We start from the raw sequence: 14,530 nt of genomic DNA, 5'->3' as shown, positions 1-14,530 counted from the left end.
CTGAGTGGGCGCTCCTACCGGCGTGTCAATCAGACGCCGGAGCTTTTCAGCCCCAGCTCGCGGGCACGGGGTGAGTCCTCGGGGACGCTTCCCGCGTGGTCGCCGGCGCTCACGATTGTGTTGGCCTCGTCGACGAAGACGACGGAGGGCTTAATCGTACGCACGAGGGATTCGGGCACCTGGGCGTAGGCCATGATGATGACGAGGTCACCGACGCTCACCTTGTGCGCGGCCGCGCCGTTGAGCTGAATCGTGCCGCTGCCTCGCTCACCCGCGATCGTGTAGGTCGACAGGCGCTCACCGTTGTTGACGTCGACGATGTCGACCTTCTGTCCGGGCACGATGTTCGCGGCGTCCAGCAGGTCCTCGTCCACCGTGATCGAGCCGACGTAGTGCAGGTCAGCGCCGGTGACGACGGCGCGATGGATCTTGCCGATGGCCATCTCGCGGGTCATTTCCATCATGCGAGGTCCCCCGCGCGTTCGGCGAGACGGCCGGAGGAACCGGAGGCGTCGCGCAGCGGCACCTCCATGTTGTCGATGAGGCGCGTCGTGCCCACCTTGGCGGCGATGAGGATACGTCCCTCACGCGAGCCGTCCGACAGGATCGTGGGCGCGGCAGTACCCTCGCCGACGGGCACGGACTCGGTGCCCGCGAGAATCTCGAAAGACCCCGCGTCCACGAGCGCAATGTAGTCCATCTCGATACCGCCCTCGGCGTCGATAACCGAGCGGCACTCGGCGACGATCTGCGCGGGCTTGGCTCCGGCCTCGGCGGCCTCGGCGCCGCGACGAAGCGCGCGCGAGAGGGCACGGGCGCGGATGCGCTCATCGTCGCTCAGGTACTGGTTACGGCTGGACAGGGCGACCCCGTCCTCGGCGCGCACGATCGGCACGGGGTGAACGCGCACGGGGATATCCAGCTGGGAGAAAACGGTACGCAGGACGGCCAGCTGCTGGGCGTCCTTCTGTCCGTACAGGGCCACGTCGGGGCGCACAAGGTTGACAACCTTGGTGCACACGAGCGCGACACCCGCGAAGTGCGTGGGGCGCGTCTTACCTTCGAGAACGCGCGCGATGGGGCCCGGGTCGATCGTCACGGTCGCGGGCGTGGGGTACACGTCCTGGGGCGCGGGCGCCCACACGAGGTCCGCACCCACCGTCTCGAGGGCGTCCATGTCCGCGTCCAGGGTGCGCGGGTAGGCGTCGAAGTCCTCGCCGGGCGCGAACTGCGTCGGGTTGACGAAGATTGTGACGATCACATGATCGGCCAGTTCGCGGGCTTCGCGCACGAGCTGCAGGTGCCCGGAGTGGAGAGCACCCATGGTCATCACGAGTGCCTTCGTGCCGTGCAGGCGCGACAGCGCATCGGCCAACTCGGCACGCGTGTGGGTCAGGACAGGACGGTGAGTCATAGTTCTATTCTTGCAACTTCGGCCCGCCGGTGCGTAATCGAGTCGCTTTCCTCACGCCTCGCGTTTTCGCGACGAGGCCTGGGTTGCGCGCGTTCTCTCTCCCGCGTTGTGGGCTCGTTGGGTGTGTGATGATCAGGCGCCCGGGTCGAGGAGGGCGGCCTCGACGCTGGCGGCGGCCCGTTCGTCGAGGAGACGCGCGTCGCGCAGCAGGCGGGTCAGGGCACGGGTCATGTCCGCGTAGGTGTCGCGTTCCCCGGCGAGATCCTCCCGGGCCCCGAGGCAGCGCGCGTGCGCGGCGATCGTTCCCGCGTCCCCGCGGGCGGCGGGCCCGGAGATGCCCGCAACCCCCTCGGTGAGGGCGCGATCGAGCGCTGCCTCGAGAAGCGGGCGCACGTACAGGGCGGGATTCTCGATGCCAGCCTCGGCCAGGATTCGGGTCGTCTGCACCGTGATGCCCGCGATGAAGTTGGCGCCGTGAGCGAGGCCCGCGTGGTAGAGGGGGCGGTCCACCTCGGCAACGACGACGGGTTCACCGCCCATTTCGACGACGAGGGCCTGGGCGATCGGCAGGAAGGGTGCCGCAGCCGTCACCGCGAAGGGCGTGCCCACGAGACGCGCCACGTCGACGCTGGTACCGGTGAAGGTCATCGCCGGGTGGATGGCGAGCGGGACCGCTCCCGCGCCCGCGGCGGCGCCGAGCAGCCCCACGCCGGAAGCACCCGACAGGTGAATGACGATGTGCCCGCTCTGCCAGGCGCCCAGGTCGGCCAGGCCGCTCACAAGGGGGCCGATCTGGTCGTCAGGAACGGCCACGATGACCACCTCGGAGCGTCGCACGACCTCCTCGGGCGTGGCGATCGGCACGCCGGGGAGCATCGCGTCGGCACGCTCGCGCGACGCGTCCGACGACGCGGAGACGGCGACGATCTGATGCCCGACCGCGCGCAGCGCAGAGCCGATGACGGGCCCGACGTGGCCCATGCCGATGATGCCGATTCCGAGGCGTCCGGGGGTACTCATGCCTCCATTGTCGCCGATCATCGGGCTACTTGTCGTCCTCCGCACGCTGCGAGGTCGCCTCGACGATCTCGGTGACGCGAGAGAGCCAGCGCTCGGGAACCTCGGCCTCGCGGCGGACCTTCGAGGCCTGCGACAGCTGCGCCCACAGCTGTAGAGAGCGGCCCGCCTCAACGTGCTCGGCCATGGATGCCACCGATCCGGGGACCAGCGCGGCGCGCACCGAGGCGACGCGGCGCCAGCGCTGAATGGGCCCCTGATGCAGCGACACCGACTGGATGCGTGTCAGAGGGATAATCGAGAAGCGCAGGTTAAAGAAGCCATCGCGGATCGCAAACACGGCATCGGTCAGGCCGAAGGCTCGGCGCTTGTACACGAGAGGATCCAGAATCCTCGCGCTGGGCGGGATCGGTGTCATCCAGCGGTCCTCGCCCGTGCCCACACGAAGGGACTCAAGGAAGCCGTCGGGATCATCGGCCCCCAGGTCCGGGATCGCCATCGCGATCGCCTGGATGACCTCCACGCGGCTTCCGACGGGAACCAGCACGTCGGAAGCCACATCCACCTGCATGCCTTTGTTCTTCTCATCCGTCGTGTGCGCCGCGTTGCCGGCCTGCGTGATCTCCACGCGATACCAGCCAAACAGTCGCCAGATCAGCGGCTGGGTGACCTCGATAGCGTGGATGCGCCCCGGAGGGATCGTCACGTGGCGGCGAGCCGTCAGGCCGCGGTCGATGCGCACGCCATCAGCAGCAATCGCCGCGGTGAAACCGAACTCTCGATCGAAACGCGCCCAGACGCCCGCCAGGAGGCTGAACGCACCCGCCACGATACCCAGAAAACTCATGATCGACGTCACCCCGACGACACCCACGAGGAAGCCGTTGAGACCCAGGAGGAAGATGCCGAAGAACAGGGCGATCGCATTGTCGATGGTCGCCAGCATGGATGCCAGGAGCTTGACGAACCCGACCTTAAACACGGAGCGCTCGGGGGCCTCCAGCGGGGTTTTCGCCGTCGCCACGCGGTCCGAGGCCGGGGAAAGGTCAGCGGGATCCACGGCCTCGTCGATCGCACCCGAAGCGAGCGCGAGGAGGAGGGCACGCAGTTCCTCGAGACGCTGCGCGGGCAGCAGGCCCAGCTTGATGCTCGAGTCAGTGCCGCCGGCGACCTCGATATCCAGGTAGCCCAGGCGCAGGAGGCGCCCGATGAGCGAGTAGGACACGTTGATCGTCTGGATGCGCGTCAGCCTCGCGTGGCGCTGCGTGCGCTTCAGGATGCCGGCGCGGTACCAGATCGCCGTGTTGCTCACCGCGTAGCGAGTCTTCGTCCACGACAGGTAGCAGTACGCGCCCGCAATGGCCAGAACGAGGCCCGCGATAAACGCCAGACCGAGGAAGATACCGGTGGTTTCAAACCACTGCGGCGTCTCACCGTTGAGCATGCGCCCGATCGCAGAAGCGTTGCTCAGGGACACCGCGCCCACGATACCCGCGACACTTCCCGCGACGCGGGGAACGTAGGTGAGCGGGTGAAGCGGCTTCCAGTCCTCGGGGGCGATGCCGTCAGAGGAGAGGTCCGTGCTCATAGGCCCATCAGCTCCGCCGAACCACGCTCCGCCAGGACGTCCCGCAGACGCGCCGCATCCGCGACGGGCACGCCGCTCAGCGTCGCGTCAGTCTTCGCGCTCGCGGTCGACAGCTTGATCGTCGAGATGCCGAGCAGGCGCAGCACGGGGCCCTGGTAGATGTCGACGTACTGGATGCGGCCATAGGGCACGAGGGTCAGCGAGCGACTGAAGACGCCGCGACGGATCACGAAGTCCGTATCGGCCAGTGCGTAGCGCAGGGCGCGCACCTGGGCGGGCACGAGCCACAGGCAGAAGAGTGCGATGGCGGCGGGCACGAGCATGAGCCACCACAGCGCCGGGATGTCGACGATGAGGACGAGGGCGGAGATCGCGCCACACAGAGCACCGCACAGAGCCAGGGCGTTTCCGAGGCGCAGGGTCGCGAGTTTGGGGGACACGTGCTGGAAGTCGACGCCGTCGGGGGACATGACGTCTGCTGCGTTCTGAGATGACATGCTTCAATTCTTGCACATCTTTTCCGCGCCTTTTCCTGTCCTTTATTTCTGCGCGACCAACCGAGGTGACGAAGCAAACAGAAGTAGCGTCATTACTCCCACCTACCTCACAGGAAACATTCAGACAGATGAGTGACACTAGTTTCATGAGTACCCCGGGAACTGAAGCAAAACTGCTCGTCGTCGACGACGAGCCCAACATCCGCGACCTCCTCGCCTCCTCCCTGCGTTTCGCCGGCTTCGACGTCATCACCGCCGAGGACGGCAGCGGCGCATTTCACGAGGCCCAGGCCTCGCGCCCCGACCTCATTGTCCTCGACGTCATGCTCCCCGACATGGACGGCTTCACCGTCACCAGGCGCCTGCGCGACGCCGGCATCACCACCCCGGTCCTCTTCCTCACCGCGCGCGACGACATGCGCGACAAGATCCAAGGCCTGACCGTCGGCGGCGACGACTACGTCACTAAGCCCTTCGGCCTCGAAGAGGTCGTCGCCCGCATCCGCGCCATCCTGCGCCGCACCATGGGCTCCGAAGAAGACGACGCGTTCCTGCGCGTCGGAGACCTCGTCATCGACGAGGACGCCCACGAAGTCACGCGCGCCGGCGTACCCATCGACCTGTCCCCCACCGAATTCAAGCTCCTGCGCTACCTCGTCATCAACGCGGGGCGCGTCGTCTCCAAGATGCAGATCCTCGACCACGTGTGGGAATACGACTGGGACGGCGAAGTCGCCATCGTCGAGTCCTACATCTCCTACCTGCGGCGCAAACTCGCCGTCGAGGGAGCCTCCGGGGAGCTGATCCACACCAAGCGTGGGGTCGGCTACATCCTGCGCGCTGAGGACTGACGTGCACCGTAGCCTGGCCCAACGCATCGAGGCATGGTGGGACTCCAAGCCGCTATCCGCGCAGCTCGTCACGCTCATCACGCTGCTCCTGGCCATCGGACTATCCCTGTCCGGCACGGTCATGATCGGCCTCCTCCAGCGCCACCTCACCTCCCAGATCGACGACCAGCTCGTCGCCACCGCGCACACCATGCAGATCTCCGGATCGGCGGCGACCTTCTCTGCCGACGGCCAGGGCGGCATCCCCACCCTCTACTACATTCACATCCACGACACCGCCGGGGGCGATCGGTACTTCTACTCGGAGGACACCCTCAAGGCCTCGGGCAAGCCCAACCTACCCGAACTCGTCGACACGAGCTCCGCGCCCATCTCCTCCTTCCGCACCCTCCCGGTCACCGTCTCCTCTTCCAAGGCCGGCCTCGGCTGGCGCGCCCTCGTCGTCCCCGTGTACGAGCAGGACTCCGGCCTGTTCTCCGGATACATGACGATCGCCCTGCCCCTGTCGGACATGCAGCACACCCTGCGCACCACGGCCTCGTACTTCGCGGTCGCCGGCATCATCATCGTCCTCATCGGGGGCTGGACCGGGCGCGTCCTCGTGCGCCGCGCCCTCCTCCCCCTGCGTTCCATCGAATCCACCGCCGGAAAGATCGCCGCCGGCGACCTCACCAAGCGCGTCACCCCGCACCCGGCCACGACCGAGGTCGGCTCACTCTCACTCTCGCTCAACGCCATGCTCACCCAGGTCGAGCAATCCTTCGAAGCCCGCCAGGCCTCGGAACAAAAGATCAAACGATTCGTCTCCGACGCCTCCCACGAGCTGCGCACCCCCCTCGCAGCCATCTCCGGCTACTGCGAGCTCTACGCCATGGGCGGGGTGCCCGCCGAGCGCATCGAGGAAGTCATGGGGCGCATCGCTTCCGAATCCTCGCGCATGGCCACCCTCGTCGAAGACCTCCTCACCCTTGCCCGCCTCGACGAAGGCCGCCCCCTCGAGATCACCGACATCGATCTCGTCAAGCTCGCCGATAACGCCGTCTTCGACCTCCAAGCCCTCGACCCCACGCGCACGGTCGGACTCACCGGCATCAACAGCCGCACTCCCCCGATGACCCTCATCGTCCCGGGCGACCGCGACCGCCTCTCGCAGGTCTTCACCAACCTCATCGGCAACATCGTGCGCTACACCCCTGAAGGCTCCCCCGTCGAAATCGCGCTTGGACGCAGCGGCGACACCGCGATCGTCGAACTGCGTGACCACGGGCCCGGCATCGACGAAACTGACCGCGGACGCGTCTTCGAACGCTTCTACCGCGCGGACACATCGCGCAACCGCAAGTCCGGGGGCTCCGGCCTCGGCCTCGCAATCGTCTCCGGCATCCTCACAGCTCACAGGGGCAACGCATCGCTCACCAAAACGAAAGGCGGCGGCCTCACCGTTCGCATCGAACTCCCCACAGCGTGAACGACGTAACGCACCGGTCAGCACACACGGCTTTTTCGCTCAGTTTTCGCCATTTTTCACCTAACAGTTTCACGAAATCCCTCGGGATTTTCCCCGATTTTTTATCAACGAACGTGACCTTCGCTCAAAACCGCACTAGCATGGCTCGGGTATTCCTCAGCAAGGAGAGTGGCCCATGGGTGCTCAAGCACCTCAGTGGCTGCTGACGTCTTTCGTCGACGCCATGCAGCAAATCGGCGCAACCGCGACCCAGTCAGACCTCGAAACCGAGAGCATCGACCTCGCGGAGCGCTGGAGCGCGCCCGAACGCCAATTGCACAACGTGCGTCGGCTCATGAACACGCTCACCCATATCGATGAAATCTCGTCGTCCGCGCACGATCCCGACATCCTGCGCGTCGCCGCGTGGTACCACGGCGCCTTCCTCAACAAGGCCCTCGACATCAAGCTCGGCGGGTTCCAAGCGAACTTCGCCTCCACCCGCTGCATCGATCACGCGCACAACCGCCTCACCAACCTCGGTGTGCCCGAGGAAGTCGTCGCCCGCATCGACGAGCTGATCGCGTTCCTCACGCGCCACCGCGCGCCTCGCACCGACTTCGACGCGCAGGTGCTTGTCGACGCGGACCTAGCGGTCCTGGCCTGCAGCCCGCAGGACTACAAGAAGCTCCGCACGTCCCTGCGCGCCGAGCTCAGCGAGCTCGACGACCTGCAGTTCACCAAGGCTCGTATGGCACTCGTCAAGAAGCTCCTGAGCTACGAGACGATCTACCAGTCCCCCCTCGGCTCCGCGTGGGAGGACACCGCCCGCGCAAACCTCGAGGTTGAGCTCACCCGCCTTGAGCGCGAGAATGCCCAGCTGTGCCAGGCCGCCCAGGCCGAGGACACGGACGACACCGAGGATGCGGACGACACCGACGAGGTCGTGGAGGATTCCACGACGACAACCGGCACGCTGATCATCAAGCGCCGTTCGATCAAGAAGTGCATCCCCGTTGCTTCCCCGGACGACGAGGCCACGTCCACCGGCGTCCTGCCCCGCAAGATCGAGGAAGACACCGACTCGGACGAGGACGAGGAGGCCACCTCCTCCCTTGAGTCCGCCGTCGAATCCCTGGACCTTCCCACGTCCGACTGACGAGGCCGCGGCTGTCTTTGCCTGCTCGGGCTGCTCAGTGCGCCCGTGGTCGGCGGCACCTCGCGCATGAGTCGCACGGGTATACCTTGGGCTATCCACAGGCACTTTTCGGCGCGGGCGGTTATCCACAGGGCTTCGTTTCTACCTGGATCACGCTTCTTCATGCGCGTAGCGTCGATGTCGACGGACCCACCCGGGGTCCCACAAAGGAGTGACATCATGACCGCATACGCCGTCGACGCCGAACAAATTGCTGCTGCCTCCGCGCAGGCCTGCACAACCGCATCCACCATCCGCACCGAAGTGGACACGATGATGGCCCAGCTGCTCGCCCTTCAGGACACGTGGACCGGCGGGGCGCAGGTGAACTTCCAGGCGACTATCACCCAGTGGCAGGGCATCCAGGCGCAGACACACGACGCCTTGGATGCGATCTCCTCGCAGATGCAGGTCGCAGCCTCCACCTACGCCGACGCAGAGACACATTCCGCTTCCCTCTTTGCGGGGGTCTGACACCGCGCACTACGCCCCTGTCCTTTGAGGCGCCACGACCGTGTGGCACACCGGCGCAGACAGACAGAAACGCCTGGGGGCGGGACCCTCACGAGTCCCGCCCCCAGGCGGATCAGCTTAACACCGAGCGGATCAGTACATGCCGCCCATGCCAGCGCCAGCGTCGTCGCCACCGGCGGCCGGAGCCTCGGGCTTGTCGGCGACAACGGCCTCGGTCGTCAGGAACATGCCTGCGATCGACGCAGCGTTCTGCAGCGCAGAACGGGTGACCTTGACCGGGTCAGAGATGCCGGCGGCCATGAGGTCGGTATACTCGCCGGTCGCAGCGTTCAGGCCGTGGCCGGGCTCCATGTTCGCAACGCGGTCAGCAACCACGCCGCCCTCGACGCCCGCGTTCTCAGCGATCTGCTTGAGCGGGGCAGAGATGGCCAGGCGCACGATGTTGACGCCGGTCGCCTCGTCGCCGGTGAGGGCGTCGAGCTTGGGCAGCGCCACGGTGGCAGCCTGGATCAGGGCGACGCCGCCGCCGGCGACCAGGCCCTCTTCGGAAGCCGCGCGAGCGTTACGAACGGCGTCCTCGATTCGGTGCTTGCGCTCCTTGAGCTCAACCTCGGTGGCCGCGCCGGACTTGATGACGGCGACGCCGCCAGCCAGCTTGGCGAGGCGCTCCTGCAGCTTCTCGCGGTCGTAGTCGGAGTCGGTGTTCTCGATCTCCTGGCGGATCTGGCGCACGCGGGCATCCAGCATGTCCTTGTCGCCAGCGCCCTCGACGATGGTGGTCTCGTCCTTGGAGACAACGATCTTGCGGGCACGGCCCAGCAGCTCAAGGTCAGCGTTCTCAAGGGAGAGGCCGACCGTCTCGGAGATGACCTGGCCGCCCGTCAGGATAGCCATGTCCTGCAGCATCGCCTTGCGGCGCTCGCCGAAGCCGGGGGCCTTGACAGCCACGGACTTGAAGGTACCGCGGATCTTGTTGACAACCAGCGTGGCGAGGGCTTCGCCCTCGACGTCCTCGGCGATGATCGCGAGGGGCTTGCCGGTCTGCATGACCTTCTCCAGGACGGGGACGATGTCCTTGACGTTAGAAATCTTGGAGTCCATGAGGAGGACGTAGGCATCCTCGAGGACGGCTTCCTGGCGCTCCTGGTCGGTCACGAAGTAAGCCGACAGGTAGCCCTTGTCGAAGCGCATACCCTCGGTGGTCTCCAGGGTGGTGTCGAAGGAGTTGGTCTCCTCGACGGTGACGACGCCCTCGGCGCCGACCTTTTCGAAGGCCTCGGCGATGAGCTTGCCGATGGCGGGATCGTTGGCGGAGATGGAGGCCGTGGCAGCAATCTGCTCGGTGGTCTCGACGGGCTTGGCGTCCACGTGAAGCTGCTCAACGATGGCCTCGACGGCCTGGTCGATGCCGCGCTTAAGGGCGATCGGGTTGGAGCCGGCGGCGACGTTACGCAGGCCCTCGTGGACCAGCGCCTGGGCCAGAACGGTCGCGGTGGTGGTGCCGTCACCCGCGACGTCGTCGGTCTTCTTGGCGACTTCCTTCACCAGCTCGGCACCGATGCGCTCGAACGGATCGTCGAGGTCGATTTCCTTAGCGACGGAGACGCCATCCTTGGTGATCGTGGGGGCGCCCCACTTCTTGTCGAGCACGACGTTGCGGCCCTTGGGGCCAAGCGTCACCTTGACGGTGTCGGCCAGCAGGTTGAGGCCGTTCTCCATGCCACGACGGGCATCCTCATCGAACTTGATGATCTTGCTCATTGGAAATGTGTCCTTCCGCGATGCGGATCGGGTTCGATGCCCGCGACGGACGGCCACGCTTTTGAGGTGGCCTCATCGAACCGGTGGTCTTATCACTCTCCATGTCGGAGTGCTAACTATGATTTTGGCACTCACCATCCCAGAGTGCAAGGCGAGGTCACGAGCCTTGAGCCCGCTGCGCTCAGGGCGTAACAATCCACGACGAGGCCGGGCAGGACCGCGGGGCCTGGCTACAGCGCCCGTGGGTGGCGGCGGGGCCTGGCCGGGCTTCGAGACGACGCGCCGAGCGAAGCTCGCGGCGCGGACGGCTCACGGGCGGGCCGCCGCCCACCGGCACACACAGCGGCCGGGCACAACAGCACCCGGAACACCGTGGGCACACGCGCCAGCCCGGTCCACAGGACAGGCGTCGGGCATATGAAACCAGTGACGCCTCTGCAGGCGGCGATCATCAGAAACTTGAAACCCCCGACACCACTGCTCACCGAAGAGGCCGTGAAAACAGCCATTGTCCGCTGGCGGAGGTGTCACCGGTTTCAATCAAGACAACAAACAGGTGTGCAACGGAACCACCCGTTTCACTCAACAAGCATCGGCCTGGTTATGCCGAGCCAAGTTGGCACGTCATGCCCCCTCTCGGGCCGCGCGCGACAAAATTCGCCCAGCACAACCCCTCCGGTGACCGTTCCGCGAAAAACTCGCCCGGCACGGCCCCTCCAGCGGCACTTCCGCGAAAAAACTCGCCCAGCAAGCGCAAAAACGCCGAAATTGGAGTGTTTTGAGCGCGCTGGGCGAACTTTTTCGCGCTCACGCCCACACCAAGGCCGAGCAGGGCGACAAATTTCGCGCACAGCACGCACAAACATGGTGACAGTGAAACCGATGACGCCTCTGCTCGCCCCCAAGATGGGACCAGTGAAACCGGCATCACCTCTGCGCCCGAAAACTGCACCAAAAACGCCTATTTCTCACCCGCAAAGGCGACGGCGGTTTCACTCCCACACCGGCACACGCGAGCAAAGGAGATGGCAGTTTCACTCCCACACCGGCACACGCGAGCAAAGGCGATCGCGGTTTCAAACCACCGCCACGCCTCGCCTGCAGCACACACGCGCGGAGTCCGTGGGCGGGACTGGGATGAAAGAAAAAACGCCCATGCCTCAGTTGTTACGGTGCACCGTGAAACATTATTCGCCCCAGCACACCCAAAAAGGCCAATTTTCGACGATTGTGAGCACGCATGGGCGGTTTTTATTTCAGTGAAACGCCACGCCACGAACAAGAGCACCACGCTGGGGCGATATTTCTTTCACCAGAACCCCTATGGGCGCCCACAGGCGACGGCGAGGCTTGACCAGGAGTCAAGACGAGGCGCCCAACCACACATCAGCACACCAGGCCCCACTGGTGTGGAGGGCGCCGGAGGGACCTGAGGGCACGGGCGGGCTTCGAGGCGCGGCGCCGAACGAAGTGAGGACGCCTAGCCTCGCGGGCGGCCGGGCCCTCCGGCGCCCGGAACACCCGTGGGCACACAAAACCGCCCGGCCCCACAGGGGCCGGGCGGCTTAGTCAGTATCAGAGGCTCATCGCAGGATCACGATGATGTCGGGGTCTCCGAGGCCGCTCTCCTGGCGAACGTTGGAAATACCCAGCTTGGCGGCAACGTCCTTCGCGGTTGCCTCCATTCGGGGATCCTCGTAGAAGACGGTGGAGGTCTGCGTGGCCCAGCCGTCAGCGTTCGCTGCGGAGGTGCCCGCGTAGCCGGCCTGGTTCAGGATCTGAGCCTGCTGGCCGGCGTATCCCTGGGTTCCGGTGCCGTTGAGGACCTGGATGACAGCTCCGTGGTCGGGCTCAGAGGAAGCCGACGGTGAGGAGGAGCTGGCGGAAGGCGTGGGTTCAGCGGACGCGGTGGCCTCGGCCGTGGGTGACGCGGAGGGAGCGGCGGCGCTCGGGGTGGTCGCGGCGGGGCTGGGCACGTTGCTGACAGTGGCCTGCTGGCGCGACAGTGCGGTCGCCGCTGCCCATCCGAGGGCAGGAACGATCACGAGGATGGCCAGGAAAGGCCAGACGTTCTTCCACTTGGACGGCTTGGGGCGGTGCATGCCGACGGGCATGTCTTCGCCGGTGCGGTCAAATTCATCCCTGGGGTACTGAGAACTCACGCGTTCAGACTATCGGAAAAGAGGGAGTGGGGCGCGGGTGGCGCGCGGGGAATGTGGCGTGGCCTGTGCGGCATTAGGCTGGTGCTATGGGTGAACACAATCCGCGTCCGTTGGCCGAGTTGATTGATCCGGGCTGGGCTCAGGCGCTCGCTCCGGTGGAGGGGCGCGTCCACGAGTTGGGCGCGATGTTGGCCGCTGAGGTCAAGGCGGGACATGGCTACCTGCCTGCGGGCACGGATGTTCTCCGTGCCTTCACGTACCCGTTCAACAAGGTGAAGGTCCTGATTGTCGGGCAGGATCCGTATCCGACGCCGGGGCATGCGATGGGGCTGTCGTTTTCGGTGCACCCGGGGGTGGCCTTGCCCAAGTCGCTCATCAACATTTTCCGCGAACTGAGCGAGGATATGGGCGTTCCCGCTCCGACGTCGGGTGACCTGACGCCCTGGTGCGAGCAGGGCGTGTGTCTGCTCAACCGCGTGTTGACGGTGCGCCCGGGTGCGCCCGCATCGCATCGAGGCCGCGGCTGGGAGGAGGTGACGCAGTGCGCGATTGACGCCCTGGTGTCCCGGAAGCGTTCGGATGGCTCGCGCGCTGCCCTCGTGGCGATTTTGTGGGGCAAGGATGCGCAGTCGCTCACACCGCGTCTGGGTGACACGCCGACTATTGCGTCCGCCCACCCGTCGCCGCTCTCTGCGTATCGAGGGTTTTTCGGCTCGAAGCCGTTCTCGCGCGCAAATGAACTGTTGGAGGCGCAGGGCGCGTCGGGCGTGGATTGGTCGCTGGGCGCTTCTCATTGACGAGGCCGGAGCACACCACCCGTTCGAGTGTCGGTGGGAGCGGCTGCGATGCCGCGGTGAGGGACTCCGTGGAGCCGGCTATCGGACTCGAACCGATGACCTGCTGTTTACAAGACAGCTGCTCTACCAACTGAGCTAAGCCGGCGGCGGACACTAGTGTGCCACAGGTAGGGGCTCGCGCGCGCGGGCGGGCCAGATCGGGGTCAATGAGCACGCAGCAATGCGATTCCCCATTGCGCAGTGTGGATAACTGGCGCGCGCCTCAAGGACCTCCAATGAGCCGGAGGGATTTGACGTTCACGCCACAGAAGTGAGGGGCGGGACCACCGCGCGGTCCCGCCCCTCACTGATTGAAGGCTCAGTTGGAGCTGTCGGTCGTCTCAGAGCTTTGTCCCTCGTCGGCTCCGCTCTGCGAGGGCTCGGTGGCCTCGGGAGCCGGGGTCTGTGAGGTGCCCTGGCTCGCGGAATCGGTGATGCCGTATTCCTGCGCGATGGTCTCGCGCAGCGCGGGCAGCTGGGTTCCGAGCGGGATGACAGTGGAGCGGTCCTTGATGAGCTCAGGAGTTCCGAGGCCGTCGCCACGACCGTTGTAGCCGGCGTTCCGCCAGGCGGTGGTCGATGCCTTGAGGTAGTCCTCGACGGCGTTGACCGGGAAGGTGTCGATGACGTCGGAGGGGACGCCAACCTCGGCGGCGATCACCTTGACCTGCTTCCAGGAGGCGTCGAGGTTCTGGACGACGGTGCCGTTGGAGGCCTGGTACTGGGTGCGGAAGTATGCGAGCAGTGCGTGGTGGAAGTCCACCCACTTATCGGGTGCCTTCTGCGCGACGACGAGCGATGCGCTGGCCGCGGGCTTCAGGTAGTCCATGTTAACGGTGATGACCGGCTGGAGCTCGAGGTTGTAGTGGCCTTCGGCAGCCCAGGTCGTGAGATCCTCGCCCAGGTATGCGTCGAGGTCGGCGCACGCGTGGCAGGAGTAGTCGAAGTACTCGGTGAGGGTGGGCAGGTTCGGATCCGCCTCGGCGACGACGCCGTTTGCGTTGACGATGATCGGGCGTCCGTCGGCGTAGGCGCCGAGGACGTCGGAGGCGTCGACGTTGCGGGCGGCGTTGACCTGCGCCTGCTGCTTCCAGATCACGCCGCCGACGGCTGCGACGACCGCGAGGACGATGACAGCGACGGCGGAGATGACGATGATGCGGGTGCGGCGGTCAGCGCGCTCCTGCGCCTGGCGCATCTGGGCGGCTTTCGCGCGCACGGGATCGACGGCCGGCTTCTTCTTCTGAGCCATGGACTCACCTTCCGAAAGTAGTTGAATGTTGCA

The 14,530-nt window shown here is 66.0% G+C and carries 13 protein-coding genes and 1 tRNA gene; 5 read left to right on the top strand and 9 right to left on the bottom strand.

What is annotated here, in order from left to right; all coding sequences use genetic code 11:
- Positions 1–29 precede the first annotated feature (29 nt).
- The 5 genes from panD to FOC40_RS02725 form a co-directional block, all read right to left on the bottom strand.
- Positions 30–464, bottom strand: a complete 435-nt coding sequence (panD, locus tag FOC40_RS02745; RefSeq protein ID WP_003795761.1) for an aspartate 1-decarboxylase — start codon at positions 462–464, stop codon at positions 30–32.
- A complete protein-coding gene (gene panC, locus FOC40_RS02740; protein WP_003795763.1) occupies positions 461–1,414 on the bottom strand; it encodes a pantoate--beta-alanine ligase in 954 nt (317 codons plus the stop codon). The genes panD and panC overlap by 4 nt, the downstream gene beginning before the upstream one ends.
- A gap of 132 nt (positions 1,415–1,546) precedes the next feature.
- The gene (locus FOC40_RS02735) at positions 1,547–2,434 is read right to left on the bottom strand and encodes a Rossmann-like and DUF2520 domain-containing protein (RefSeq protein ID WP_039929591.1); all 888 of its coding nucleotides are present in this window, start codon (positions 2,432–2,434) and stop codon (positions 1,547–1,549) included.
- Between the two features lie 25 nt (positions 2,435–2,459).
- On the bottom strand, positions 2,460–4,019 hold the full coding sequence (locus FOC40_RS02730) for a PH domain-containing protein (protein WP_003795767.1): 1,560 nt from the start codon (positions 4,017–4,019) through the stop codon (positions 2,460–2,462).
- Positions 4,016–4,516, bottom strand: a complete 501-nt coding sequence (locus FOC40_RS02725) for a PH domain-containing protein (protein ID WP_003795769.1) — start codon at positions 4,514–4,516, stop codon at positions 4,016–4,018. The genes FOC40_RS02730 and FOC40_RS02725 overlap by 4 nt, the downstream gene beginning before the upstream one ends.
- 128 nt (positions 4,517–4,644) lie before the next feature.
- On the opposite strand from FOC40_RS02725, the gene FOC40_RS02720 reads away from it, so the two are divergent.
- The 4 genes from FOC40_RS02720 (at position 4,645) to FOC40_RS02705 (ending at position 8,486) form a co-directional block, all read left to right on the top strand.
- Positions 4,645–5,367 carry a response regulator transcription factor gene (locus FOC40_RS02720; RefSeq protein WP_003795771.1) on the top strand — a complete coding sequence of 241 codons (723 nt, stop codon included), beginning with the start codon at positions 4,645–4,647 and terminating at the stop codon, positions 5,365–5,367.
- A 1-nt stretch (position 5,368) separates the two neighbouring features.
- Positions 5,369–6,835 carry a sensor histidine kinase gene (locus FOC40_RS02715; protein ID WP_003795773.1) on the top strand — a complete coding sequence of 489 codons (1,467 nt, stop codon included), beginning with the start codon at positions 5,369–5,371 and terminating at the stop codon, positions 6,833–6,835.
- A gap of 175 nt (positions 6,836–7,010) precedes the next feature.
- Positions 7,011–7,973, top strand: coding sequence for a hypothetical protein (locus FOC40_RS02710; RefSeq protein ID WP_003795775.1), 963 nt, complete (start codon positions 7,011–7,013; stop codon positions 7,971–7,973).
- A gap of 219 nt (positions 7,974–8,192) precedes the next feature.
- On the top strand, positions 8,193–8,486 hold the full coding sequence (locus tag FOC40_RS02705) for a WXG100 family type VII secretion target (protein ID WP_034465355.1): 294 nt from the start codon (positions 8,193–8,195) through the stop codon (positions 8,484–8,486).
- 132 nt (positions 8,487–8,618) lie between these two features.
- Here the strand turns inward: FOC40_RS02705 and groL are convergent, their stop codons facing one another.
- Together groL and FOC40_RS02695 are read right to left on the bottom strand one after the other, a co-directional pair.
- Positions 8,619–10,247 carry a chaperonin GroEL gene (gene groL, locus FOC40_RS02700; protein WP_003790742.1) on the bottom strand — a complete coding sequence of 543 codons (1,629 nt, stop codon included), beginning with the start codon at positions 10,245–10,247 and terminating at the stop codon, positions 8,619–8,621.
- Between the two features lie 1,583 nt (positions 10,248–11,830).
- The gene (locus FOC40_RS02695) at positions 11,831–12,361 is read right to left on the bottom strand and encodes a LytR C-terminal domain-containing protein (RefSeq protein WP_003795784.1); all 531 of its coding nucleotides are present in this window, start codon (positions 12,359–12,361) and stop codon (positions 11,831–11,833) included.
- A gap of 134 nt (positions 12,362–12,495) precedes the next feature.
- Here FOC40_RS02695 and FOC40_RS02690 point away from each other — a divergent pair, with 134 nt between their 5' ends.
- On the top strand, positions 12,496–13,206 hold the full coding sequence (locus FOC40_RS02690; protein ID WP_003795785.1) for a uracil-DNA glycosylase: 711 nt from the start codon (positions 12,496–12,498) through the stop codon (positions 13,204–13,206).
- 69 nt (positions 13,207–13,275) lie between these two features.
- On the opposite strand, the gene FOC40_RS02685 is transcribed toward FOC40_RS02690, so the two are convergent.
- Positions 13,276–13,351: transfer RNA gene (locus FOC40_RS02685), tRNA-Thr, on the bottom strand.
- A gap of 213 nt (positions 13,352–13,564) precedes the next feature.
- On the bottom strand, positions 13,565–14,497 hold the full coding sequence (locus FOC40_RS02680; protein ID WP_003795787.1) for a hypothetical protein: 933 nt from the start codon (positions 14,495–14,497) through the stop codon (positions 13,565–13,567).
- Between the last annotated feature and the right edge of the window lie 33 nt (positions 14,498–14,530).

The sequence above is a fragment of the Schaalia odontolytica genome (genome assembly GCF_009730335.1).
Classification (GTDB): domain Bacteria; phylum Actinomycetota; class Actinomycetes; order Actinomycetales; family Actinomycetaceae; genus Pauljensenia; species Pauljensenia dentiphila.
The sequence above is the reverse complement of the archived record's forward strand: the minus strand, read 5'-3'. Positions and strand labels throughout refer to the sequence as shown.

Excerpts from the sequence above, each read along its gene's own strand:
- FOC40_RS02705 (WP_034465355.1), top strand. The coding sequence starts at position 8,193 with ATGACCGCATACGCCGTCGACGCCGAACAAATTGCTGCTGCCTCCGCG.
- panD (WP_003795761.1), bottom strand. The coding sequence starts at position 464 with ATGATGGAAATGACCCGCGAGATGGCCATCGGCAAGATCCATCGCGCC.
- FOC40_RS02695 (WP_003795784.1), bottom strand. The coding sequence starts at position 12,361 with ATGCCCGTCGGCATGCACCGCCCCAAGCCGTCCAAGTGGAAGAACGTC.
- FOC40_RS02735 (WP_039929591.1), bottom strand. The coding sequence starts at position 2,434 with ATGAGTACCCCCGGACGCCTCGGAATCGGCATCATCGGCATGGGCCAC.
- FOC40_RS02680 (WP_003795787.1), bottom strand. The coding sequence starts at position 14,497 with ATGGCTCAGAAGAAGAAGCCGGCCGTCGATCCCGTGCGCGCGAAAGCC.
- FOC40_RS02690 (WP_003795785.1), top strand. The coding sequence starts at position 12,496 with ATGGGTGAACACAATCCGCGTCCGTTGGCCGAGTTGATTGATCCGGGC.
- FOC40_RS02720 (WP_003795771.1), top strand. The coding sequence starts at position 4,645 with ATGAGTGACACTAGTTTCATGAGTACCCCGGGAACTGAAGCAAAACTG.
- FOC40_RS02710 (WP_003795775.1), top strand. The coding sequence starts at position 7,011 with ATGGGTGCTCAAGCACCTCAGTGGCTGCTGACGTCTTTCGTCGACGCC.
- groL (WP_003790742.1), bottom strand. The coding sequence starts at position 10,247 with ATGAGCAAGATCATCAAGTTCGATGAGGATGCCCGTCGTGGCATGGAG.
- FOC40_RS02730 (WP_003795767.1), bottom strand. The coding sequence starts at position 4,019 with ATGAGCACGGACCTCTCCTCTGACGGCATCGCCCCCGAGGACTGGAAG.
- FOC40_RS02725 (WP_003795769.1), bottom strand. The coding sequence starts at position 4,516 with ATGTCATCTCAGAACGCAGCAGACGTCATGTCCCCCGACGGCGTCGAC.
- panC (WP_003795763.1), bottom strand. The coding sequence starts at position 1,414 with ATGACTCACCGTCCTGTCCTGACCCACACGCGTGCCGAGTTGGCCGAT.